The 21,977-nt window shown below is 73.6% G+C and carries 16 protein-coding genes; 11 read left to right on the top strand and 5 right to left on the bottom strand.

Translation table 11 applies throughout. From position 1 onward, the window contains the following. Nucleotides 1–333 precede the first annotated feature (333 nt). A complete protein-coding gene (locus tag AC3IX6_RS27080; RefSeq protein WP_489365411.1) occupies nt 334–3,321 on the bottom strand; it encodes a bifunctional [glutamine synthetase] adenylyltransferase/[glutamine synthetase]-adenylyl-L-tyrosine phosphorylase in 2,988 nt (995 codons plus the stop codon). A 229-nt stretch (nt 3,322–3,550) separates the two neighbouring features. On the opposite strand from AC3IX6_RS27080, the gene AC3IX6_RS27075 reads away from it, so the two are divergent. From AC3IX6_RS27075 to AC3IX6_RS27065, 3 genes are all read left to right on the top strand, one after another. After that, on the top strand, nt 3,551–5,767 hold the full coding sequence (locus AC3IX6_RS27075) for a PIG-L family deacetylase (protein WP_489365409.1): 2,217 nt from the start codon (nt 3,551–3,553) through the stop codon (nt 5,765–5,767). Nucleotides 5,768–6,083: 316 nt separating this feature from the next. Next, nucleotides 6,084–8,177, top strand: a complete 2,094-nt coding sequence (locus AC3IX6_RS27070) for a PIG-L family deacetylase (protein ID WP_489365407.1) — start codon at nt 6,084–6,086, stop codon at nt 8,175–8,177. A 116-nt stretch (nt 8,178–8,293) separates the two neighbouring features. Next, on the top strand, nt 8,294–8,713 hold the full coding sequence (locus AC3IX6_RS27065) for a hypothetical protein (RefSeq protein WP_489365405.1): 420 nt from the start codon (nt 8,294–8,296) through the stop codon (nt 8,711–8,713). A gap of 83 nt (nt 8,714–8,796) precedes the next feature. Here the strand turns inward: AC3IX6_RS27065 and glnA are convergent, their stop codons facing one another. Next, a complete protein-coding gene (gene glnA / locus AC3IX6_RS27060) occupies nt 8,797–10,158 on the bottom strand; it encodes a type I glutamate--ammonia ligase (RefSeq protein WP_243329674.1) in 1,362 nt (453 codons plus the stop codon). Nucleotides 10,159–10,399: 241 nt separating this feature from the next. Between glnA and AC3IX6_RS27055 the strand changes: the two genes are divergently transcribed. The 4 genes from AC3IX6_RS27055 to AC3IX6_RS27040 all read left to right on the top strand — a co-directional run bounded on the left by AC3IX6_RS27055 (nt 10,400) and on the right by AC3IX6_RS27040 (nt 12,897). Further along, entirely contained in the window at nt 10,400–10,732 is a 333-nt protein-coding gene (locus AC3IX6_RS27055; RefSeq protein ID WP_489365403.1) for a hypothetical protein, read from the top strand. Between the two features lie 73 nt (nt 10,733–10,805). Next, nucleotides 10,806–11,459: a thioredoxin-like domain-containing protein gene (locus AC3IX6_RS27050; RefSeq protein ID WP_489365401.1), complete on the top strand. Its 654-nt coding sequence runs from the start codon at nt 10,806–10,808 to the stop codon at nt 11,457–11,459. A gap of 26 nt (nt 11,460–11,485) precedes the next feature. After that, nucleotides 11,486–12,172: a DUF305 domain-containing protein gene (locus AC3IX6_RS27045; RefSeq protein ID WP_489365399.1), complete on the top strand. Its 687-nt coding sequence runs from the start codon at nt 11,486–11,488 to the stop codon at nt 12,170–12,172. Nucleotides 12,173–12,477: 305 nt separating this feature from the next. Next, entirely contained in the window at nt 12,478–12,897 is a 420-nt protein-coding gene (locus tag AC3IX6_RS27040) for a CBS domain-containing protein (RefSeq protein WP_489365397.1), read from the top strand. Nucleotides 12,898–12,900: 3 nt separating this feature from the next. Here the strand turns inward: AC3IX6_RS27040 and AC3IX6_RS27035 are convergent, their stop codons facing one another. Both AC3IX6_RS27035 and AC3IX6_RS27030 read right to left on the bottom strand, forming a co-directional pair. Further along, a complete protein-coding gene (locus AC3IX6_RS27035; RefSeq protein ID WP_489365395.1) occupies nt 12,901–13,758 on the bottom strand; it encodes an alpha/beta fold hydrolase in 858 nt (285 codons plus the stop codon). Nucleotides 13,759–13,799: 41 nt separating this feature from the next. Beyond that, nucleotides 13,800–14,522, bottom strand: a complete 723-nt coding sequence (locus AC3IX6_RS27030; protein ID WP_489365394.1) for a DUF998 domain-containing protein — start codon at nt 14,520–14,522, stop codon at nt 13,800–13,802. 147 nt (nt 14,523–14,669) lie between these two features. Between AC3IX6_RS27030 and AC3IX6_RS27025 the strand changes: the two genes are divergently transcribed. From AC3IX6_RS27025 to AC3IX6_RS27010, 4 genes are all read left to right on the top strand, one after another. Further along, complete coding sequence (locus AC3IX6_RS27025; RefSeq protein ID WP_489365392.1) at nt 14,670–15,197, top strand: hypothetical protein; 528 nt, start codon at nt 14,670–14,672, stop codon at nt 15,195–15,197. A gap of 90 nt (nt 15,198–15,287) precedes the next feature. Then, nucleotides 15,288–16,985 carry a multicopper oxidase family protein gene (locus AC3IX6_RS27020; protein WP_489365390.1) on the top strand — a complete coding sequence of 566 codons (1,698 nt, stop codon included), beginning with the start codon at nt 15,288–15,290 and terminating at the stop codon, nt 16,983–16,985. Between the two features lie 237 nt (nt 16,986–17,222). Beyond that, complete coding sequence (locus tag AC3IX6_RS27015) at nt 17,223–18,638, top strand: DUF4352 domain-containing protein (RefSeq protein WP_489365389.1); 1,416 nt, start codon at nt 17,223–17,225, stop codon at nt 18,636–18,638. A gap of 74 nt (nt 18,639–18,712) precedes the next feature. Beyond that, on the top strand, nt 18,713–20,467 hold the full coding sequence (locus tag AC3IX6_RS27010) for an NAD+ synthase (protein ID WP_489365387.1): 1,755 nt from the start codon (nt 18,713–18,715) through the stop codon (nt 20,465–20,467). A gap of 272 nt (nt 20,468–20,739) precedes the next feature. Here the strand turns inward: AC3IX6_RS27010 and AC3IX6_RS27005 are convergent, their stop codons facing one another. Next, on the bottom strand, nt 20,740–21,768 hold the full coding sequence (locus tag AC3IX6_RS27005; RefSeq protein WP_489365385.1) for an endonuclease/exonuclease/phosphatase family protein: 1,029 nt from the start codon (nt 21,766–21,768) through the stop codon (nt 20,740–20,742). Nucleotides 21,769–21,977 lie beyond the last annotated feature (209 nt).

Below are 21,977 nucleotides of genomic sequence, written 5' to 3'. Positions count from 1 at the left end.
CCCCGTGTTTCCCATGGACGTGCATGGACCCCCACACCCACCGAGGCGCCAAGGGCGACGAAACGGGCTGATCGATTCCGTTCCGGGGCGTGGGCTCTGTAACAGGGACGCTACGGATCGCCGCTCACGCGCTCTACGGAATCCCGCTATGCGAGATGGGCTGAAATCAGGCCATCCATGGCATTTTGCTACGGTTTCAGCCCACCCCGAGGGGGCCGGATCCCCTGGCCCGAGGTCGGCGAAACGTGACATGAGCAACAGGCTTGTGACACATGGCAGTTGCCGTCGCGGCGGGCGTGTCACGCACGCCCGCGCACGCCCGACCGCGTCCGGCTACGCCCCGTAGAACAGCTCGTCCACCACGCCCCGTGCGCGGCGGGTGATGCGGCGGTAGTCCTCCAGCATGTCGCCGACCGTGCCCTCCGCGTAGCCGAGGTAGCGGCCGACCGCCGCCAGCTCGCGGGCCTCCGAGGGGAAGGTGTCCCCCGCGCGGCCGCGGACCAGCATCACGGCGTTGCGGACCCGGGTGGCCAGGACCCAGGCCTCGTCGAGGATCTGCGCCTCCTCGGTCGGGATCAGCCCGGCCGCGTGCGCGGCGGCCAGGGCCTCGCGGGTCCGGGTGGTGCGCAGGCCCGGTTCCGCCCAGGCGTGCCGCATCTGGATCAGCTGCACGGTCCACTCGACGTCGCTGAGGCCGCCGCGGCCGAGCTTGGTGTGCAGGGTCGGGTCGGCGCCCCTGGGCAGGCGTTCGGATTCCATCCGGGCCTTCAGGCGCCGGATCTCGCGGACGGCGTCCTCGCCGAGGCCTTCCACCGGGTAGCGCAGCGGGTCGATCAGGTCGATGAAGCGCTGACCCAGTTCGAGGTCGCCGGCCACCGGTTCGGCACGCAGCAGGGCCTGGGACTCCCAGGTCAGGGCCCAGCGGCGGTAGTAGGCGGCGTACGAGGGCAGGGTGCGGACCAGGGGGCCGGAGCGGCCTTCGGGGCGCAGGTCCGCGTCGATGAGCAGCGGCGGGTCGGCGGTGGGGAGTTGGAGGAGCCTGCGCATCTCGGAGACGACGTGCTGGGCGGCCTTGGCGGCTTCTTGTTCGTCGACGCCTTCGCGCGGCTCGTGGACGAACAGGACGTCGGCGTCGGAACCGTAGCCCAGCTCGTGACCGCCGAAGCGGCCGACGCCGATGACCGCGAAGCGGGTGGGCAAGGTGTCGCCCCAGTGGGCCTGCACGGCGGCGCGCAGGGCGCCGGCGATGGTGGCGGCGGTGAGTTCGGAGACGGCGCGGCCGACCCGGTCGACCAGGGCTCCGTGGTCCTCCTCGGCCGGGCTGTCCTCCGTACCGTACGAGCCGATGATGTCCGCGGCGGTGGTGCGGAACAGCTCGCGGCGGCGCACTCCGCGGGCGGCGGCCACCCCGGCTTCCGCGTTCTCGGCGCGGCCGACGGCGGCGAGCACCTCCTGCTCCAGGGCCTCGTGCGTACGGGGAACCAGGCCTTCGGGGTCGCCCAGCAGAGCCACCGCTTCGGGTGCGCGCATGAGGAGGTCGGGGGCGAGGCGTCCGGCGGAGAGCACCCGGGCGAGGTTCTCCGCGGCGGCGCCCTCGTCGCGCAGGAGGCGCAGGTACCAGGGGGTGCGGCCGAGGGCGTCGGAGACCTTGCGGAAGCCCAGCAGGCCCGCGTCCGGATCGGCGGAGTCGGCGAACCAGCCGAGGAGCACGGGCAGCAGGGTGCGCTGGATGGCGGCGGCGCGGGTGACCCCGGAGGCCAGGGCTTCGAGGTGGCGCAGGGCCGCGGCCGGATCGGCGTACCCGAGGGCTTCGAGGCGCTGGCCGGCGGCGCGCGGGGAGAGCCGGGTCTCGCCGGGGGCGAGCTGGGCCACGGCGTCGAGGAGCGGCCGGTAGAAGATCTTCTCGTGCAGGCGGCGGACCACGGAGGCGTGCCGCCGCCAGGCCTTGTTGAGCTCGGCGACGGGCTCGGTGCGCAGGCCCAGCGAACGGCCCAGGCGCCGCAGGTCGGCCTCGTCCTCGGGGACGAGGTGGGTGCGGCGCAGCCGGTAGAGCTGGATGCGGTGCTCCATGGCCCGCAGGAAGCGGTACGCGTCGTGCAGTTGGGCGGCGTCGGCGCGCCCGACGTAGCCGCCGGCGGCGAGGGCGGTGAGCGCGTCGAGGGTGGTGCCGGAGTGCAGGGTGGCGTCGGAGCGGCCGTGCACGAGCTGGAGGAGCTGGACGGCGAACTCGACGTCGCGCAGGCCGCCGGGTCCGAGCTTCAGCTCGCGCTCGACCTGGGCGGCGGGGATGTTGTCGACGACGCGGCGGCGCATCTTCTGGACGTCGGGGACGAAGTTCTCGCGCTCGGCGGCCTGCCAGACGAGGGGAGTTATGGCGGCGATGTACTCGGCGCCGAGCGCCTCGTCGCCCGCGACGGCGCGGGCCTTGAGGAGGGCCTGGAACTCCCAGGTCTTGGCCCAGCGCTGGTAGTAGGCGAGGTGGGAGGCGAGGGTGCGGACGAGCGGACCGTTTCTGCCCTCGGGGCGGAGGTTGGCGTCGACGGGCCAGATGGTGCCTTCGACGGTGGTCTCGGAGCAGATCCGCATCAGGTGGGAGGCGAGCCGGGCGGCGGCCTGGACGGCCTTGCCCTCGTCGGCGCCGGGGGCCGCGTCGCCGACGAAGATGACGTCCACGTCGGAGACGTAGTTCAGCTCGTTGCCCCCGCACTTGCCCATGGCGATGACGGCGAGCCTGCAGACGGCGGCGTCCTCGGGGGCGGCGGCGCTGGCGATGCGCAGGGCCGCGCGGAGGGTGGCGGTGGCCAGGTCGGCGAGCTCGGCGGCGGTCTGGGCTACGTCTATGGTCCCGCAGACGTCGCGGGCGGCGATGGAGAGCAGGCAGCGGCGGTAGGCGACGCGCAGCGCGACGGGGTCGTGGGCGCCGGCCAGGCCCTGCTCGAACTCGGGCAGCCCGGGGTGCAGGTCGGCGGCCTCGTAGGTGACGAGGGCCTGCCAGTCCCGGGGGTGGCGGGCGAGGTGGTCGCCGAGGGCCTCGGAGGCGCCGAGCACGCCGAGGAGGCGGTCGCGGAGCGGTTTGGCGCTGACGAGGGTGTCGAGGAGGACGGGCAGCTCCTCGGGGGCCTGCGCCTCGGCGATCCGGACCAGCCCGAGGAGGGCGAGGTCGGGGTCGGCGGTGCCCCCGAGGGCGTCGAGGAGCACCGGGTCGGTGCGTACGGCGGCCAGCGCGTCGGTGTCGAGCAGCCGGGCGGCGGCCGAGGGGTCGGTGAACCCGCTGCGCAGCAGCCGGCTGAAGGTACTGCTCCTGCGTCCCGGGACTGTCATCCCGCCGCCTCCCGCGTACGTCGGCCTGCCCTTGCCCTGGCCGGGCCTTTCGCGGTGCTCGCCGTCGGCGGGGTCTCGCCGTCGGCAGGGTCCGCGCCTGTGCCCGGGGAGAGCCTAGCCGGAGCAGGCGTTCGACTCACCGCATGGCCGATGGGACGGATTGTCAGATTTTTGGCACACTTGTGCCGCAATGGGGCCCGCTCCCCGCATACCGGCCGGGAGGAGCCCGATGTCCGACCCCGAAGTCCCGCCCGACGGACCCTCAGCCCGGAGGAACGGCGGCCCTGACGGCGGCCCCGCCCGCGCAGGTGCCCGTACGCGGCGAGCCCGCGCGGTCGCGCGGAGGCGCCGGGGGCGGGTCGTCAAGGCCGTCGGGTTCTGTGCTGCGGCCGCCGCCGGGGGGATGCTGCTGCTGCGGGGGAACGAGGCGCTCGACGCCCTCAGCCGTCCCGGCGCCGCCGACGGCAAAGCGGTGGACGCCCTCCCCGCGGCCGCCGACCCGGCGGCCCCCGCGGACCCCGGCCGGGTGCTCCAGATCGTGGCGCACCCCGACGACGACCTCTACTTCATGAATCCGGACCTGCGCTATTCGATAGCGGCGGGTCATCCCGTCACCTCGGTGTACCTCACCTCCGGCGAAGCCGACGGGATCAACGCGGGCGAGGCCCAGGTGGCCGCCACCCCGCCCGACAAGCCCGCCTACGCCGAGGCCCGCCAGAACGGCATCCGCGCCGCCTACGCGAAGATGGCCACCGGCGACCGGGACAGCCCCTGGCGGCGCACGGTCGTGCCCACCGCGGGCGGCGGCCACGCCGAGGTCGACGTCCTCACGGCGAAGCCGCAGGTCAACCTCGTCTGGCTGCAGCTGCGCGAGGCCGGCAACGTCTGGGCGGACCGGCCCGACAGTCTGCACGGCCTCTGGGACGGCAAGGTCCCCCGGCTGGAGTCGATGCTCGCCTCCGGATCCCCGGTCAAGCAGCAGTTCACGTACACGAAGGACCAGGTCGTACGGACCCTCGTCGGCGTGCTGAAGCAGTACGGGCCGACCACCGTCCGCTCCCAGGACCCGACGCCCGGCCGGTTCCCCGACAACAAGCACTACACGGACCATCAGGACCATTTCTACGGCGCCCGCTTCGTGCAGGTCGCGCTCGGCGCCTACGCGAAGGAGGTCAAGGACCGTCCGCACTTCTCCGTGCAGAACTACCTCGGCTACTTCAACGGCTCGCTCCCCAGCGCCCTCGCCCCGGACGAGGCCAGGACCAAGCTGGACATCCTGGACACGTACGCCTGGACCGACCGGCAGAACCACTGCGGCAGCGCCGCCGGCTGCGGGGACCTGAAGGTCGCCGACCATCCGGCCGGCAACCACTGGACCTCCTCCATCAACTACGCCCGCGGCACCGCCACCTCCTGGCTGGCCTCCGACAAGGAGCACGGCCTGTGGGCGTTCAAGGTGCTCGACGGGCAGCTCGCCCTCTGGCACCGCGACGGCCTGCTCGGCGCCTGGAGCGGCCCCCGGCTGCTCCCCGCCGCCGACGGCACCGTCATGGACCAGGGCATCTCCACCGTGACGCTGGCCGACGGCCGGATCGCCGCCTTCGGCACCCGCACCTCCTTCGGCGCCAAGCCCACCGACTACCGGCGCGAGGTCGTCTACACCGTGCAGCGGGCCCCCGGCTCGCAGGAGTTCGGGGAATGGACGGACCTCGGCACGCCGGAGACCGCAGACGCGGACTGGACCTCCGACATCAGCGCACCCGCGGTGGCCGTCGACGGCTCCGGGCAGCTCGCGGTCTACGTGCGCGACGGTGCGTACACCCTGCGCGGACGGGTGCAGTCGCCGACCGGCGCCTGGGGTCCGTGGGACCGGTACGGCGGCTCCGACCTGCACGGCAGTCCGGCCGCCGCGACCGACGCCGCCGGACGGCGCATCGTCCTGGCCGCGACCACCAAGACCGTGCTGGGCTGGGCCCAGCCGAAGGCCGGCGCCCCGCTCGGCCCCGCCACCGCGACCGGGCTGCCGGCGCCCGCGCTGCCGATCACGGCGCAGGGCCGGGAAGACGGCGTACGGCTGTGGTTCCGCAAGCCGGACTCGGGCGAGGTCGCCTCCGCCCTGTTCGCGGGCGACGGCGGACTGAAGATGTCCGGACTCACCGACGCGGGCGGGCTGTCCGGCTTCGGCTCGGTGACCGCGAGCGGCCATCTGCTGGCCGGGCGGGCGGCGGGCGGCCAGCTGGGCTCCGACGTCGGCCGGGGCCGATCGTGGGCGCGGTCGCCGCTGATGTTCGTCGGGGCGCCCTCCTCGACGCTGAACGGCAAGAGCACGGTGAACCTCGCGGTCATGGGGCTGGACGGGCGGCTGTACGTGACCTCGTCGGCGGACGACCCGAACGCGCACCTGGCCCCGTGGCAGCCGGTGGGGCTGCCGAACGGCTCGCCCTGACCGCCCGGTAAGAGGTCCGCGCGCACCCTGCGCCCCATCAACGCCCCCCACGGGGGCGTTTTTTGGTGGGCCCGCACGGGCGGCGGCGCCCCACGCCCTCCGCACACTCCGAGCCCTCCACACGCTCCGCACCCTCCGCACACTGTGACGGCGGACACGTGCGAAACGCCCACAAGAGAGCCTCTCGGGCGGCAATTTCCACACATCTGAAGTCATCGGCGAAACGGGTGAACCAACTTGCCCGGAATGAACTCTCACTGACTGACCGACAGCTTCACGCGGTTCTTCCTGCCGGAACGACCCCAAGGCGTAGCCGATGCCCGTATCCCGCCGACGTTTCCTCCTCGCGACCGTGGTCCCGATGCTGACCATCGGGGTCACCGGCGCGCTCGCCGTCGCCTCCGGCCAGCAGACCGCGGCCGAGGCCGTCCCGGGATCCGACTCCTCGGCCGTCCTCCCGGTGAGCGCCACCGCCGGATCGGTGGTCCAGATCGTCGCCCACCCGGACGACGACCTGTTCTTCATGAACCCGGACCTCAGCCGCTCCCTGCTGTCCGGCACCCCGCTCGCCACCCTCTACCTCACCTCCGGCGAGGCGGACGGCCGCAACGAGGCCCACGGCGGCGCGGCCAAGGACCCGGAACAGCCCGCCGACCGCGGGCACTACGCGGAAGCCCGGCAGAACGGCATACGCGCCGCCTACGCGCAGATGGCCACCGGCGACCGCACCAGCCCGTGGCGCCGTACGGTCATCCCCACCGCGGGCGGCGGCGACGCCGAGCTCGACGTCCTCATAGCCAAGCCCCAGGTCAACCTGGTCTGGCTGCAGATGCGCGAGGCCCGCGCCCCCGGCGCCGACACCCCGGACAGCCTGCGCGGCCTGTGGAACGGCCGGATACCGGCGCTCGCCCCGCAGCTCACCGCCGGCACTCCCGTCGCGCAGCCGCCCACGTACACCAAGGACCAGGTGATAGCGGCGATATCGGGGGTCCTGGAGCGGTACAAGCCGACGACGATACGGATGCAGGACCCGTCGCCCGGCCGGTACCTCGACTCCGGGCGGCTCACCGACCATCAGGACCACATGTACGCGGCGCGGTTCGCGCAGGCCGGGGCCGCCTCGTACGCCGCGCGGGTCCCGGCCGGGCAGCGGCCCCGCTTCACCGTGCAGAGCTACCTCGGCTACCACAACAGCACCCTGCCGCACACGCTGGACCCGCAGACGGCCGAGGCGAAGATCGGCTACCTGAAGACGTACGCGTGGCACGACAAGCAGAACTACTGCGGCTCGCGCTCCGGCTGCGGCGACCGCAAGGTGGCCGGCAGCCCGACCGGCCGCAACTGGGCCCAGTCACTGCGGTACGCGCGCGGCGACCACTCCTCCTGGCTGGTGCAGGGCACGACCGGCCGGCTGTACGCCTTCGCCGTCCTCGACGGCCAGATGGCCGTCTGGAACCGCGGGGCCGGCACCGGCCCCGGCGCCGCCTGGCAGGGCCCGGTCCTGCTGCCGGGCACCGGCATCGACCCCGGCGCGACCACCGCCCGCCTCCCCGACGGGCGCGTCGCCGTCCTCGCCACCCGGACCGTCTTCGGCGACCGGCCGGAGGAGTACCGGCGCGAGATCGTCTACGCCGCCCAGGCCGTGCCCGGCGGCCCCTTCGGGGCGTGGGTCTCCCTCGGCACCCCGGAGCCCGGCGACGAGCCCGGCACCTCCTCGATCAGCGCGCCTTCGGCCGTCTCCGACCCGGACGGGCGCCTCACGGTGTACGTCCGCGACTCCCGCCGCGCCCTGCTCGCCCGTACCCAGGAGCCCTCGGGCGCCTTCGGCGGCTGGCAGCACCTCGGGGGCGCCGACCTCCAGTCCGACCCGGTGGCGGCCACCGACTCCGCCGGGCGCCGCCACGTCTACGCCGCCACCACCGGTTCGGTACTGGCCTGGATCCAGCCCGCCCCCGGCGCCCCGCTGGCCGGCCCCTTCCCGACCGGGCTCCCGGCCACCACCGTCCCCCTCACCGCCACCCCGGAGGCGGCGGGCATCCGCCTCTACTTCCGGCGCCCCGACTCCGGTGTCGTACGCACCGCCCTGGTCACGGCGGCGGCCGACGCCACGAAACCCTCGGTCTCCAGCGTCACGGAGGCCGGCGGCCGGGCGGGCTACGGCGCGGTGGGCGTGGCGGGCCGCCTCATATCGGGCCGCGCCGACTCGGGCACCATCGGCACGACGGGCCTCGGCGGCCCCCCGGCATGGACGGAGTCCCGCATGCTCTACGCGGGCGCCCCGGCGGGCATCCAGGAACCGGGCGGCGGCCTGACGATGACGGTCCTCGGCCTCGACGCCGAACTCCACGTCGCCACCTCCCTCCCCACCCCCACCCGCACCACCTGGCACCGCGCGGTACCGCCGGCGTGAGGCGGGAGGCCAGGACAACGGCCTTTCGCCTGACGTAGATCGGGCCGCTCACAGCAAAGGTCCAGCGGGATCCCGGCATGCCGGAAACGCATTCCGGGGAAGGGAGCGGGGACGGGATGGCCGCCGAACGACATGCCCGGCGTGTCGCGACGTACGGGACAGACCGGGAGCGGCTGAGAACCCTGCTCGGCCTCATCCTGCTCTCGCTCCTGAGCATCGCCTGGATCAGCGTGAGAAGTCTCCTGGGGAGCTACCGCGAGAACGGCCTCGGGCCCGGGGACACCCCTGCCGCGGTGGCGTCGATCGTCAGCATCGGCACCGTGATCGGCGTCCTCGTCGGCGGGATCCTCTCGGGCCTGGCCAAACTCATTCAGGCCCGCGGACAGCGGGAGTCCGACCTGGTCCGCGCGAACGCCGAAATGGTGCGCGCCCAAGCGGAGATGATCCGCGCCCGGGCAGGCCTGCCACCCGGTGACGCTCCCGCACCGAACGACCCGCCCGGCCCCTCCACCGGGGAAGATCCGTCACCCGAGTAGCGGCCCCACGCACCGCAGGGCCGGTGGTCGATGACCACCGGCCCTGCGTGTCAGAACATTCTGGCAGTGCTGCTGATCTGCGGTTACAGCACCGGCATCATCTTGCGGAGTTCGAAGGCGGTGACCTCCGAGCGGTACTCCTCCCACTCCTGCTTCTTGTTGCGGAGGAAGAAGTCGAAGACGTGCTCGCCCAGGGTTTCGGCGACCAGTTCGCTGCGTTCCATCAGGGCGATGGCCTCGCCGAGGTTCTGCGGGAGGGGTTCGATGCCCATCGCGCGGCGTTCCGCGTCGGAGAGGGCCCAGACGTCGTCGTCGGCGCCGGCCGGGAGTTCGTAGCCCTCCTCGATGCCCTTGAGGCCCGCGGCCAGGAGGACGGCGTAGGTGAGGTACGGGTTGGCGCCCGAGTCGATCGAGCGGACCTCCACGCGGGAGGAGCCCGTCTTGCCCGGCTTGTACATCGGGACGCGGATCAGGGCCGAGCGGTTGTTGTGGCCCCAGCAGATGTACGAGGGGGCCTCGCCGCCGGAGCCGGCGGTGCGCGAGGAGCCGCCCCAGATGCGCTTGTAGGAGTTGACCCACTGGTTGGTGACCGCCGCCGTTTCGGCGGCGTGCTTGAGCAGGCCCGCGATGAAGGAGCGGCCGACCTTGGAGAGCTGGTACTCGGCGCCCGACTCGTAGAAGGCGTTGCGGTCGCCCTCGAAGAGGGAGAGGTGGGTGTGCATGCCCGAACCGGGGTACTCCGAGAAGGGCTTCGGCATGAAGGTGGCCTGGACACCCTGCTCCAGGGCGACCTGCTTCATGACCAGGCGGAAGGTCATGATGTTGTCGGCCGTCGAGAGGGCGTCGGCGTAGCGCAGGTCGATCTCCTGCTGGCCGGGGGCGCCCTCGTGGTGGCTGAACTCGACCGAGATGCCCATGGATTCGAGCATCGTGATCGCCTGGCGGCGGAAGTCCATGCCGACGTTCTGCGGAGTGTGGTCGAAATAGCCCGAGTTGTCGGCCGGGGTGGGCCGGGTGCCGTCCAGCGGCTTGTCCTTCAGCAGGAAGAACTCGATCTCCGGGTGGGTGTAGAAGGTGAAGCCCAGGTCGGAGGTCTTGTTCAGGATGCGCTTGAGGACGTACCGCGGGTCCGCGTAGGAGGGCGAGCCGTCCGGCATCAGGATGTCGCAGAACATCCGCGCCGTCCCGGGGGCCTCCGCGCGCCACGGCAGTATCTGGAAGGTGCTCGGGTCCGGCTTGGCGATCATGTCGGACTCGTAGACCCGCGCGAACCCCTCGATCGCCGAGCCGTCGAACCCGATGCCCTCGTCAAAGGCCTGTTCCAGCTCCGCCGGCGCGACCGCTACGGACTTCAGGAAGCCCAGTACGTCGGTGAACCACAGGCGCACGAAGCGGATGTCGCGCTCCTCGAGCGTCCGGAGGACGAATTCCTGCTGCTTGTCCATGGCTTCATCCTCGCAGTTCAGGCGGCCTGTGCACCACTGCCGCGAGGGCGTGGGCACAGTCGGGCCGCCCCAGTATCGCCAGCGGTGGTTTCCGCCAGATTACGCACCCCGGTAAGCCGGTGGCACCCCCGCACTGACCTTGGGCCGGTCATGAGCATTACCATCGGCGCCCATGGGGGGCCATGCGCGGGACGAGCAGGGACGTCGGAGACGTCCGCCGCTCCGGCGTGCCGTCCTCCTGATGGCCTTCGGGGTGCTGGCCGGCGCGGCGTTCCTGTGCCAGCCAGCCGGGGACGGCCACCAGGCCGCCGCCGGGACGGCCACCCGGGCCGGGCAGGCCGCGTACGCTCCCGGCGCGCAGCGCGCCGTCTGCGTGGCGCCGTACGACCGGCCCGGCTGCTCCCCGCTCTCGCACGTCCTGCCCGGGCTGCTGCCCCCGGCGCCGCCCGCGGTCCTGGCGGCGGGTGCGGTGCCCGCGCCCGCCGTGCGCCCCGGTCCGGCGACGGGGATCCGGGCTCCCTCGGCGCTCGCGCGCGGGCCCGACCTGTACGCACTCCAGGTGCTGCGGACCTGACCGGTCCCGGCCCGGCGGCGCTCGGGCAGCGCGTTCTCCACTCCACCCCCCTCAGCACGAAGGATTCAGGGCCATGGCCAGCAGGAAGTCCGAAACCAACAGCTCCCGCCAGGCGCGGATAGCCGAGATGCGCCGCGCCGACCAGTCGCGCGACCGGCGCAACAAGGCCATCGCGATCACCGCGTCGGCCGCCATCGTCACCGCGCTCATCGGCTTCGGCGCGTGGGTGATGATCGACCAGCAGAACAAGAAGGAAGCCGAGGAGGCGGCCCTCAAGGCGCCGGTCGCCGGCGAGCAGACCTGGGACGCCAAGAACCTCGGCCGCAACCACGTCGAGACCCCGGTGAAGTACGAGATGAACCCGCCGGTCGGCGGGGACCACAACCCCCGCTGGATGAACTGCAACGGCGACGTCTACAAGAACCCGATCCCCGAGATCAACGCCGTCCACTCGCTGGAGCACGGCGCCGTGTGGGTGACGTACAACGAGAAGGCCGCACCGGCCGACGTCGAGAAGCTCGCCGCCTCGGTGGCCAAGACCCCGTACACGCTGATGAGCCCCGTCAAGGAGCAGTCCGGCGCGATCATGCTCAGCGCGTGGGGCAAGCAGCTGACCGTGGACAAGGCGGACGACGCCCGGGTGGCGGCCTTCCTCAACAAGTACGTGCAGGGCACGCAGACCCCCGAGCCGGGCGCGGCCTGCACGAACGGGCTGGCCGACAAGTGACCCCCCGTACGACCGGTAGGGGCTCCGTGACCCGTACGTACTGGGTCGCGGGGTCGGCCGTGGGCCTCGCGCTGCTCTTCGCGGTGGGGGCCACGGTCGCCACCGCGGGGGGAGCCGACTCCGCCCCCGAGTCCTCCCGTACGCCGGGGCTCTACTCCGCCGACGCGGGCTTCGCCCGGGACATGGCGGTGCACCACCAGCAGGCGGTGGAGATGTCCTTCATCGTGCGCGACCGCACCAAGGACGAGCCGGTGCGCGTCCTCGCCTACGACATCGCCAACACCCAGGCCAACCAGCGCGGCATGCTGCTGGGCTGGCTGGACATGTGGGGCCTGCCGAAGGTGGTGGCCGACGAGCCGCCGATGTCCTGGATGGGGACCGGCGGCGGCGCCGGGCACGGCACGGAGGGCCATTCCATGGGCGGGGCCGGGGCCGTCACCAAGCCCGGCGCGCTGATGCCCGGCATGGCCACCAAGGAGGACCTGGCACGGCTCGGCTCCGCCGAGGGCCGCGACGCCGAGGTGCTCTACCTGCGGCTGATGACCGACCACCACAAGGGTGGCGTCGCCATGGCCCAGGGGTGTGCCGACGCGTGCGGGAACCCGGCGGAGCGGGCGCTCGCCCAGGGCATGGTCGAAGCCCAGCAGTCGGAGCTCCAGCTGATGGCGGACATGCTGAAGCAGCGGGGAGCGGAGCCCCTGGCCGCGGGGTAACCCGTCGTCCGGGTGCGGCGCCGCCGCCTGGGGCTCCGCCCCCGGACCCCCGCGCCTCAAACGCCGGCGAGGCTGGATTTACCGCTGCGCGGCATCTTCAGCCCGTCCGGCGTTTGAGGACCGGGTCCGGGCGGAGCCCGGGGAACGGGCGAAGGGCGGGGAGGGGACAGCCCCCGCAGGGTCACCCGTACGGCCCACCGTCACCCGCGTGGAGTCGCGAGGGCCGAACGGGCGACCGACGATGGGGACGCCGAGGCGGGCGCACCCGCGCCCGGCCGCTACGGCGTGCTCAGGAGGTTTACGCGATGACCACCGCCGGAGAGATCATGCACCCCGGGGCCCAGTGGATCCCCGCCACCGAAACCCTGGACCGGGCCGCTCAGCTGATGAGCCGGCTCAATGTGGGGGCGCTGCCCATCAGCGACTCCAACGAACGGCTCTGCGGCATCCTGACCGACCGCGACATCGTCATCGGCTGTGTGGCCAAGGGGCACGACCCGTCGAAGATCACGGCCGGCGACATGGCCCAGGGCACCCCGCGCTGGATCGACGCGGGCGCGGACGTCTCCGAGGTGCTGGAGGAGATGCAGAGCCACCAGATCCGCCGGCTCCCCGTCATCGACAACAAGCGGCTGGTCGGGATGATCAGCGAGGCCGACCTGGCCAAGCACCTGTCGGAGGAGCAGATAGCCGGCTGGGCCGAGAAGGTCTACGCCCGCGGCTAGGCCTCACGGCCGGACCGCACCCGCCGCGTACAGGACCGCCCGCGCCACTTGGTGCGGGCGGTCCGGCATGACCAGGTGCCCGGCCGGCTCCGCGACCACGAAGCGGGCTCCCAGCGCGTCGGCCAGCGCCGCCTGGCGGCCCAGCCAGGCCAGGTCCGGGCGGCGCGCGCCGGGGTCGTGGCCGGCCAGGACGGTGGCGGGCGCGGTCAGCGGCAGCTCGGCGCGCAGCGCCAGCACCTCGGCGGCCGTGTCGGGGTAGCAGGCGTTCTCCAGCAGGGCCCCGCGCCAGACCCGGCCGGTCCGGTAGCAGCGGCGTACGAGGTCCCGCGCGGCCGGGTCGTCCGCGCCGCCCGCGCGGGAGGCCCGTACGGCAGTGCGCCGGGCCCAGGGGCCCAGCGCGGCGGGCAGCCCGGCGGCGGTCACGGCCCGGCCGAGCACCCGGGCGGCGCCGGTGCGCACCCCGGCGGGCAGGGCCGTACGGGGCCGCTCCTCCACGCTGCCGTCGACCAGCACCAGGGCGGCGGTGCGCCCGGGGTACAGCCGGGCGAAGGCCTCGGCGTGGAACCCGGCGATGGAGTGCCCGGCCACGGTGACGGGCTCGGCGCCCAGACCGAGCGCGTCCAGCAGTCCGGCGATCCGGTGCGCCTCCCCGGCGGCGGACGGCGGACGCACGGCGGGGGCGCTCAGTCCGTGCCCGGGACGGTCGAAGCGGACGACGGTACGGCCGGCGGCGACGAGCAGCTCCGCCACGGGATCCCAGTCGAACCAGGCCATGGCGAGCCCGGCGCTGAGGACGACCGGAGGGCCGGAGCCCTCCACGAGGACGTGCAGCGCGACCCCGTCCACGCCGGGGAGCGCCACGAACCTCCCCGGAACGGTCCCGAGTCCGGCCCCGGGGCCGCTCACGTGCGGCGTTCCCGGTGGACGGAGTACGCGAGCAGGCCCAGCCAGACGGCGACGAACAGCACCTGGAGCCGCTGCCCGGCGCCGAGCGCCCAGGTGCCGTGCCCGGCGGTGAACAGGCCGATGGAGACCAGGGTCCAGCCGGTGGCGAGCAGTTCGAGCACGACGAGCGCGGGCCCGAACCGGGCGAGCGGGGCGAGACGGCCGTAGCGGCGGGCGGCGAGCGTGAGGGCCACGATCCCGACGAGCGCTCCCGTCATGGCGAGACTGCTGCTGACGGCGTGCGCCTGATGGGTGGCGGGGACCAGCCCGGCGGTCTCCCGCGCCGCGCATTCGGGGTCCACGGTCGGCGTGCAGCTCAGCGGCAGCCAGGCGTCCGCCGCGGTGGCGGCGCCGAAGAGGGTGATCCCGGACCAGCCGGCGACGGACCAGAGGCGGCGGGGTTCCACCCGCCGGGCGAGGCGGACCAGGGCCAGCAGGCCGCCGAGGAAGACGAGGAGGCCGGCGGTGAAGTCGGTGGCCCGGAACAGGCCGCCGAGCGGCTGGTCCTGGGCCGCGAGCTCGCTGACGTACGTCTCGATGGGGTTCAGGCCCGTGGAGAGGACGACTTCGAGGACCCACGCGGTGTAGGCGGCGGCGCCGAGCCCGACGAGGAGGGCGACGGAGCGGGCACCGGCCCCTGCCGTGAAGGCGGGACCCGTCGCGGCGGAGGGGCTGTTCACGGACTTCCAGGATCTCCGTGACTGCACGGGCTTCAGGTGCCTGAGCGGATTCGACGGCGGGTCTTCTATGGACATAGTGGGACTAATCCTAAACGCGGCCGGACCCGATCCTCCGATCGGATACCCACCCCGGGTAGGGTTCCGTCCATGACCCGCCCAGCCCCGCGCACGCAGCGACCAGCAGTCCGGTGGCCCCGGCTGCTGCTGTTCGCCGCCCTGCTGCTGGGCATCGCGGGCATGCACACGCTGGGCCATCCGACACCGGCCCACGCCATGGAGGACGTGCCGTCGGTCCGTTTCGTTCCCCGGGGCGGCCATGCGCCGTCCGGGGACGCGCACGGCGGCCGACCGGCCGAGGCGATGCCGGACACGGCGGCCCCGGCCGCCGACACCGGCACCGGCATGGCGGTCTCCACCGCCGGCACCGCCATCGCCGTCGCCGTCGCCCTCACCACCGCCGAGGCTCCGCGCCCCTCGCACACCGGCATGGACCCCATGTCCGTGTGTCTCGCCGTGCTCGGCGCCCTCACCCTGCTGGTCCTCGGAGCCGGACTGGCCGGCCCGCGCCGTGCCGCGCCGCTCGGGGGCGCGGCACGTGCGCCGGGCCGGTCCGGCGGGCCGGACCCGCCGCCACCCCGCGAACTCCTCACCCTGCTGACGGTGCTGCGCGTATAGGCCGGGCTCCGTCGTCGCCCCCGCATGCCCGCGGGGCGGCGGCAGACGGTGCCCACCTGCCTGCCTCACACCATCACGAGGTGTTCCGCCATGCGCTCTTCTTCCCCGCGCACTCCTGCGTCCCCTTCCACCCCTTCCACCCCTTCCTCCTCTTCCCCCTCTTCCCCTTCCCCCTCCCGCCGTGCCGTCCTCGGCGCCGGCGCCGCCCTCGCCGGCTCCGGGCTGCTCGCCGCCTGCTCGGGCTCCGGCATGGCCGGCATGGCCGGCATGGACCACGGCGCGGGCCCCACCGGCAAGGGGGCCTCCTCCCCCGCCCCCGGCGGCTACGTGGACCCGGCCGGCGCCGAAGTGCAGGCCGCCGAGGCCGCCCGCAAGGCCACCGGCCCGCTCACCGAGGTCCGGCTGACCGCCACCGCCACCCCGCTCGACCTCGGCGCCGGCCGCACCGTCCGCTCGTGGGCGTACGGGGACAGGCTCCCGGGCCAGGAGGTCCGGGTCACCGCGGGCGGCACCCTCGCCCTGACCTTGGCCAACCACCTCCCCGAAGCCACCTCCCTGCACTGGCACGGCCTGGCGCTGCGCAACGACATGGACGGGGTACCGGGGCTGACCCAGCGGGACATCGCACCGGGCGGCTCGTTCACGTACAAGTTCGCCGTCCCGCACCCCGGGACGTACTGGTTCCACCCGCACTCCGGTGTCCAGCAGGACCGCGGCCTCTACGCACCGCTGATCGTCGAGGACCCCAAGGAGCCCCTCTCCTACGACAAGGAGTGGGTGGTCGTCCTGGACGACTGGCTCGACGGGGTGGACGGCTCCACCCCCGACGCCGTGCTCGGCGAACTCCGCAAGGGCATGGACATGAGCCCCGGCGGCGGCCACTCGGGCCACGGCTCCGGAGCCGGATCCGGCTCCACGGGCACGCCCGCTCCCGCCGCGAGCGGCGGCCCCTCCCGGGTCCTCATGGGCGGAGTCAGCGAGGTCCTCGGCAAGGACCCGGGCGATGTCGCGTACCCGCACTACCTGGTCAACGGCCGCACCCCCGAGGACCCCTCGGTCTTCACCGCCCGCCCGGGCGACCGGATCCGGCTCCGGATCATCAACGCGGGCGGGGACACCGCCTTCCGCATCGCGCTGGGCGGCCACGCGTTCACGGTCACCCACACCGACGGCTTCCCCGTCGAGCACGCGGCCGCCCGCTCACTGCTGCTGGGCATGGGCGAGCGCTACGACGTCCTGGTGACGGCGGGCGACGGGGTGTTCCCGCTCACCGCGCTCGCCGAGGGCAAGGGGGACACGGCCTCGGCGCTCGCGGTGCTGCGCACCGGTGCGGGGGCGGCGCCGACCGCAGCGACCCGGCCCGCCGAGCTGTCCGGGCGGCCGCTGACGGCGGACGCCCTGAAGGCGGCCGAGCCGGTGGCCCTGGCCGCGCGCGAACCGGACCGCACGGTGCGGATCAAGCTGACCGGCGGGATGGCGGCGTACGACTGGGCCTTCGACGGCAAGCCGTACGCTCCGGACCAGCGGCACCCGGTGAAGGCGGGGGAACGGGTCCGGCTGGAGTTCGACAACTCCACGACGATGTGGCACCCGCTCCACCTGCACGGGCACACCTTCGCCCTCGGCGGCCGGCCGGGCGGGGCCCGCAAGGACACGGCGGTGGTCCTGCCCAACGGGAAACTGACGGTGGACTTCGACGCCGACAACCCCGGCCTGTGGATGGTGCATTGCCACAACGTCTACCACGCGGAGGCCGGGATGATGACCGTACTGGGCTACCTGCGCTAGCCGGAGCCGCCCCGGACCGGACCATGCCGGACCAGACCTGCGGCGCGCCGCGTTCAGCGCGCCGCAGGCCCGGCCTCGGCCCGGAGGGGGCGCTGCCGATCGCCCCGGCGCCGTCCGTCTCCGAGGCCCGGCCGCGGGCGCCCGGAGGGGGCGGAAATGCCCGGCGGGGCTGCCGAATTCCATGACAGGCTGGTGATCGTCACGCGCCGATTGCGACCTGAAGGACTTCCTCCCGGTATGAGCACCCCGCCGAACCCGCCCAGCACCCCGTCCGGCCCGCCGCCGGAGCCCGCGGGCACCCCCGCACCCGAGGCTGCTTCCATACCGGCGCCCACGCAGTCCCCGTCCCTCGACAAACCGCGGGCCCTGTCCCTGGACAAGGGCGCTCCGGCCGTGTCCCCGGACAAGGAAGCTCCGGCCGTGTCCGCGGACAAGGAAGCTCCGGCCCTCTCCCTCGACAAGCCGCCGGCCCTGATACCGCCCCAGCCCCTCACCCCGACCCCGGCCCTGACCGAGCGCCCCGCACAGCCCGCGGACGCGGCCCCGGCCCCGGCCCCGGCAGCCGTCCCGGAGGAGCCTGCGGACGCCGCCCCGTCGGACCCCGCCCCCGCAGGCGCCGTCCCCGCGGACCCCGCCCCCGCAAGCACCGCCCCCGCCGACGCCGCCCCCGGCGCCTTCGCTCCGGTCACCCCCGCCCCGGCGCCCGCCGCCGCTCCCCCGGCGCCCGCGTGGGGAGCCCCGTACGGCGCTCCCGCCCCAGGCGCCCCCGGCGCCCCCGCCCCCGGCAACCCCTGGGCGACGCCCGTCGGCGGCTTTGCCGGCGGGTACCCCGGCGGCCCGCAGGGGCCCGGCTTCCCGGCGCCCGCGCCGCCCGCCGCCACGAACACGCTGGCCGTCGCCGCCCTGCTCCTCGGGCTGTTCGGAATCTTCGTCGGCCTCATCCCCTTCTTCTTCTGGGCCGGCGCCCTCCTCGCGATCACCGGCGTCGGCATCGGCATCGCGGCCGTCCGCCAGGCCCGCCGCGGCGCCCCCCGCGGCACGATGGCCGCGATCGGCACCGCCCTCGCCGTCCTCGGCCTCGGCGCTTCCGTCGGCGGCTGGTTCATCACCACGACCGTCATCGACAAGATCGACAAGAACATCGCCGACAACCGCGCGGATGACGGTTACGACTACGACTACGACTACGGCTCGCCCACCCCCAGCGCCCCGGCGACCCCGACGCCCAAGCCCTCCCCCACCGACACCCCCGGCATGACCTCCGCCCTGGCCTGGGGCAAGACCTTCGCCTACGAGGACGGCGTCCAGATCACCGTGAACAGCCCGGTGCGGTTCACGCCCTCCTCGACGGCCGCCCCGTCCGAGGCGCGGGGCGCCGACGCGGTGAAGGTGACGGTGAAGATCGTCAACACCTCCGGCGCCGCGATCGACGTCACCCTGGCCATGCCGCACGCCCGCGACCCCCAGGGCACCGAGGCCTCGATGGTCTTCGACCGCAACGTGCCGAAGATGTTCAAGGGATCGGTCATGCCGGGCGAGTCGATGACCGGCGTCTACGCCTTCGTCGTCCCCAAGGGCGCCGAGAACTTCCACTTCGAGATCGGCCCCGGCATCGAGTACGACGACGCGATCTGGAGCGGCCCCATCGGCTGAACCGGCGAGGCGACTCCGCCGGACTCCGGCGACTCCCAGGACATCGCGTCAGAAAGACGATTAGACTGGGCCGCGTGCCTCAACTACGCCTCGCTCTGAATCAGATCGACTCGCAGGTCGGCAACATCGCCGCCAACGCCGACTCGGTCGTCCACTGGACCCGGCACTCCGCCGAACAGGGCGCCCACCTGGTGGCGTTTCCGGAGATGGTGCTGACCGGGTACCCCGTCGAGGACCTCGCCCTGCGCGGCTCCTTCGTCGAGGCCTCCCGTACGGCGCTGCTCGAACTCGCGCGGCGCCTGGCGGCCGAGGGCTTCGGGGACCTCCCGGTCGTCGTCGGCTACCTGGACCGTACGGAGAAGGCCGCGCCCCGGCTCGGCCGCCCGGCGGGGTCCCCGGAGAACGCGGCCGCCGTGCTCTACGGCGGGCAGGTCGTCCTGCGCTTCGCCAAGCACCACCTCCCCAACTACGGCGTCTTCGACGAGTTCCGGTACTTCGTGCCGGGCGACACCCAGCCGGTGATCCGGGTCCGGGGCGTGGACGTGGCCCTGGCCATCTGCGAGGACCTCTGGCAGGAGGGCGGGCGCGTCCCCGCCACCCGCTCCGCCGGGGCCGGGCTGCTGATCTCGGTCAACGCCTCCCCGTACGAGCGCAACAAGGACGACCTCCGGCTGGAACTGGTGCGCAAGCGCGCCCAGGAGGCCGGCTGCACCCTCGCCTACCTGGCGATGATCGGCGGCCAGGACGAGCTCGTCTTCGACGGGGACTCGATCGTCGTCGACTCCTCCGGCGAGGTCATCGCGCGCGCCCCGCAGTTCTCCGAGGGCTGCGTCCTGGTCGACCTGGACCTGCCCGCGGCCTCGGCCACCCCGGTCGAGGGCACCGTGGACGACGGACTGCGCATCGACCGCGTGATCCTCACCGAGGAGCCGGTGGAGCCGTACGAGCCGGTCGTGACGGGCGGCTACGCCGACCGGCTGGAGGACGACGAGGAGATCTACGACGCGCTGGTCGTGGGGCTGCGCGCGTACGTGCGGAAGAACGGGTTCCGGTCGGTCCTGATCGGCCTCTCCGGCGGCATCGACTCCGCGCTCGTCGCCGCGATCGCCTGCGACGCGATCGGCGCGCAGAACGTGTACGGCGTCTCGATGCCCTCCAAGTACTCCTCGGAGCACTCCCGGGGCGACGCGGCCGAGCTGGCGACGCGGACCGGCCTGAACTTCCGGACCGTGTCGATCGAGCCGATGTTCGACGCGTACATGGGCGCGCTGGGCCTGACCGGGCTCGCCGAGGAGAACCTCCAGTCCCGGCTGCGCGGCACCCTGCTGATGGCGCTCTCCAACCAGGAGGGCCACATCGTGCTGGCCCCGGGCAACAAGTCGGAGCTGGCCGTCGGCTACTCCACCCTGTACGGGGACTCGGTGGGCGCGTACGGCCCGATCAAGGACCTCTACAAGACGGACGTCTTCCGCCTCGCCGAGTACCGCAACCGGGCGGCGGCCGAGCGCGGCGAGACCCCGCCGATCCCGGAGAACTCCATCGTCAAGCCGCCGAGCGCCGAGCTGCGCCCGGGGCAGGTGGACACGGACTCGCTGCCGGACTACCCCGTGCTGGACGGGATCCTGGCGCTGTACGTGGACCGCGACCAGGGCCTGGAGTCGATCGTCGCGGCGGGCTACGACCCCGAGCTGGTCGCGAAGACCCTGCGGATGGTGGACACCGCGGAGTACAAGCGCCGGCAGTACCCGCCGGGCACGAAGATCTCCGCGAAGGGCTTCGGCAAGGACCGCCGGCTGCCCATCACGAACGGCTGGCGCGAGCAGGCGTGACGCCCGCGCGGTGAACGTGGCGGCGGGGCCTACGGCTCGGCGAGGTCCCGCCGCCGGGCGACCGGCATCAGGGCTCCGGCCGTCACCAGCAGCGCCAGCCCCCCGATCGGCGAGGCCGCCGAGTTCCGGCGCCGACGGGGCCCAGAGCACCTGGTGCGTCTTCCCGGGGTGCGGTTCCGCGAGGGTCTCGACGTCCCGGGCGGTGATCCGCGCGTCAGCGTCAGCGCCCGCCCCCGACTCGAAAAACGTCAGCGGAGTATCGCCGGGGGCCCTTACGGCTTGACGGTGACCCGGGCGGCGATCGGCAGGTGGTCGCTGCCCGTGCGGGGCAGGGTCCAGGAGGCCTCGGGGGTGACGCCGCGGACCAGGATCTGGTCGATGCGGGCCATCGGGAACTGCGCGGGCCAGCTGAAGCCGAAGCCGTCGCCGGACGCGCCCTGGGTGGAACGCAGCTGCGAGGTGACCTCGGACAGGGCCCGGTCGTTGACCGTTCCGTTGAGGTCGCCGAGCAGGATGACCCGGCGCAGCGGTTCGGCGGCGAGCGCGGCACCGAGGGCGTCGGCGCTGTTGTCGCGCTGATTGGCGGTGAAGCCGGCGTTGAGCTTGACGCGGACCGAGGGGAGGTGGGCCACGAAGGCGGCCACCTCTCCGTAGGGGGTCTTGACCGTGGCGCGCATGGCCCGGGTCCAGCCCATCTTGATGTCGACGGGGCTGCTGGAGACCAGCGGGTACTTGCTCCACAGGCCGACGGTGCCTTCGACCGAGTGGTACTTGTACGTGGCCGCGAGGGCCTTCTCGTAGACGGGGACGACGCTGCCCTTGAGCTCGGTCAGGGCCAGGACGTCGGCCCCGGCCTTGGCGACGGAGGCGGCGGTGCCGGCGGGGTCGGCGTTGTCGGCGTCGACGTTGTGGGTGGCGACCGTGAGGTTGCCGCCGGCCTGCGCCTTGTCGGTGACCAGTCCTCCGAAGAGGTTCACCCAGACCGCGGCGGTCAGCAGTATCGCGATGAGCGCGGTCGCCGACTTGCGGAAGAGCGCGGCGCCGAACAGCAGCGGGACGGCCAGGCCCAGCCAGGGCAGGAAGGTCTCGGTGAGGCTGCCGAGGTTGCCGATGTCGTTGGGCAGCTCGGCGTGGAGGATCATGACGAGCGAGACCAGCACGGCGAGCGCGGCGAGCACGATCCCGCGGCGCCAGATGCCCGGATCGCGCCGCAGTTCGGCCAGCCGGCGCCGGAGACCCGTTCGGGAGGGCTCGGGCTCCGAGCCGTCGCTCCCCGTCTCCGTCATGTACGCCTGTGCCATGCCACTGCCCTCACTGCCGTGCTCGCGCTCCGTCCCCGCCTCTTGACCCTAGGCGATGTGCGGAGCGTTCCGCGCCGATTGTCTCGGCCGTACGTCCGGGAGGACGAACGGTCCAGCGGCCGGGGTTCCGCTTGTCACCAAACGCGCACATTGGGCCATGGTGCGCCCGGCGCGGCGAACCGTGCCTCGTGCCACTTCCCGCCCGGGCC

This window comes from Streptomyces sp. GL_141, from assembly GCF_057834385.1.
Note: the sequence above shows the minus strand (reverse complement) of the source record. Positions and strands in the feature narration are given on the sequence as shown.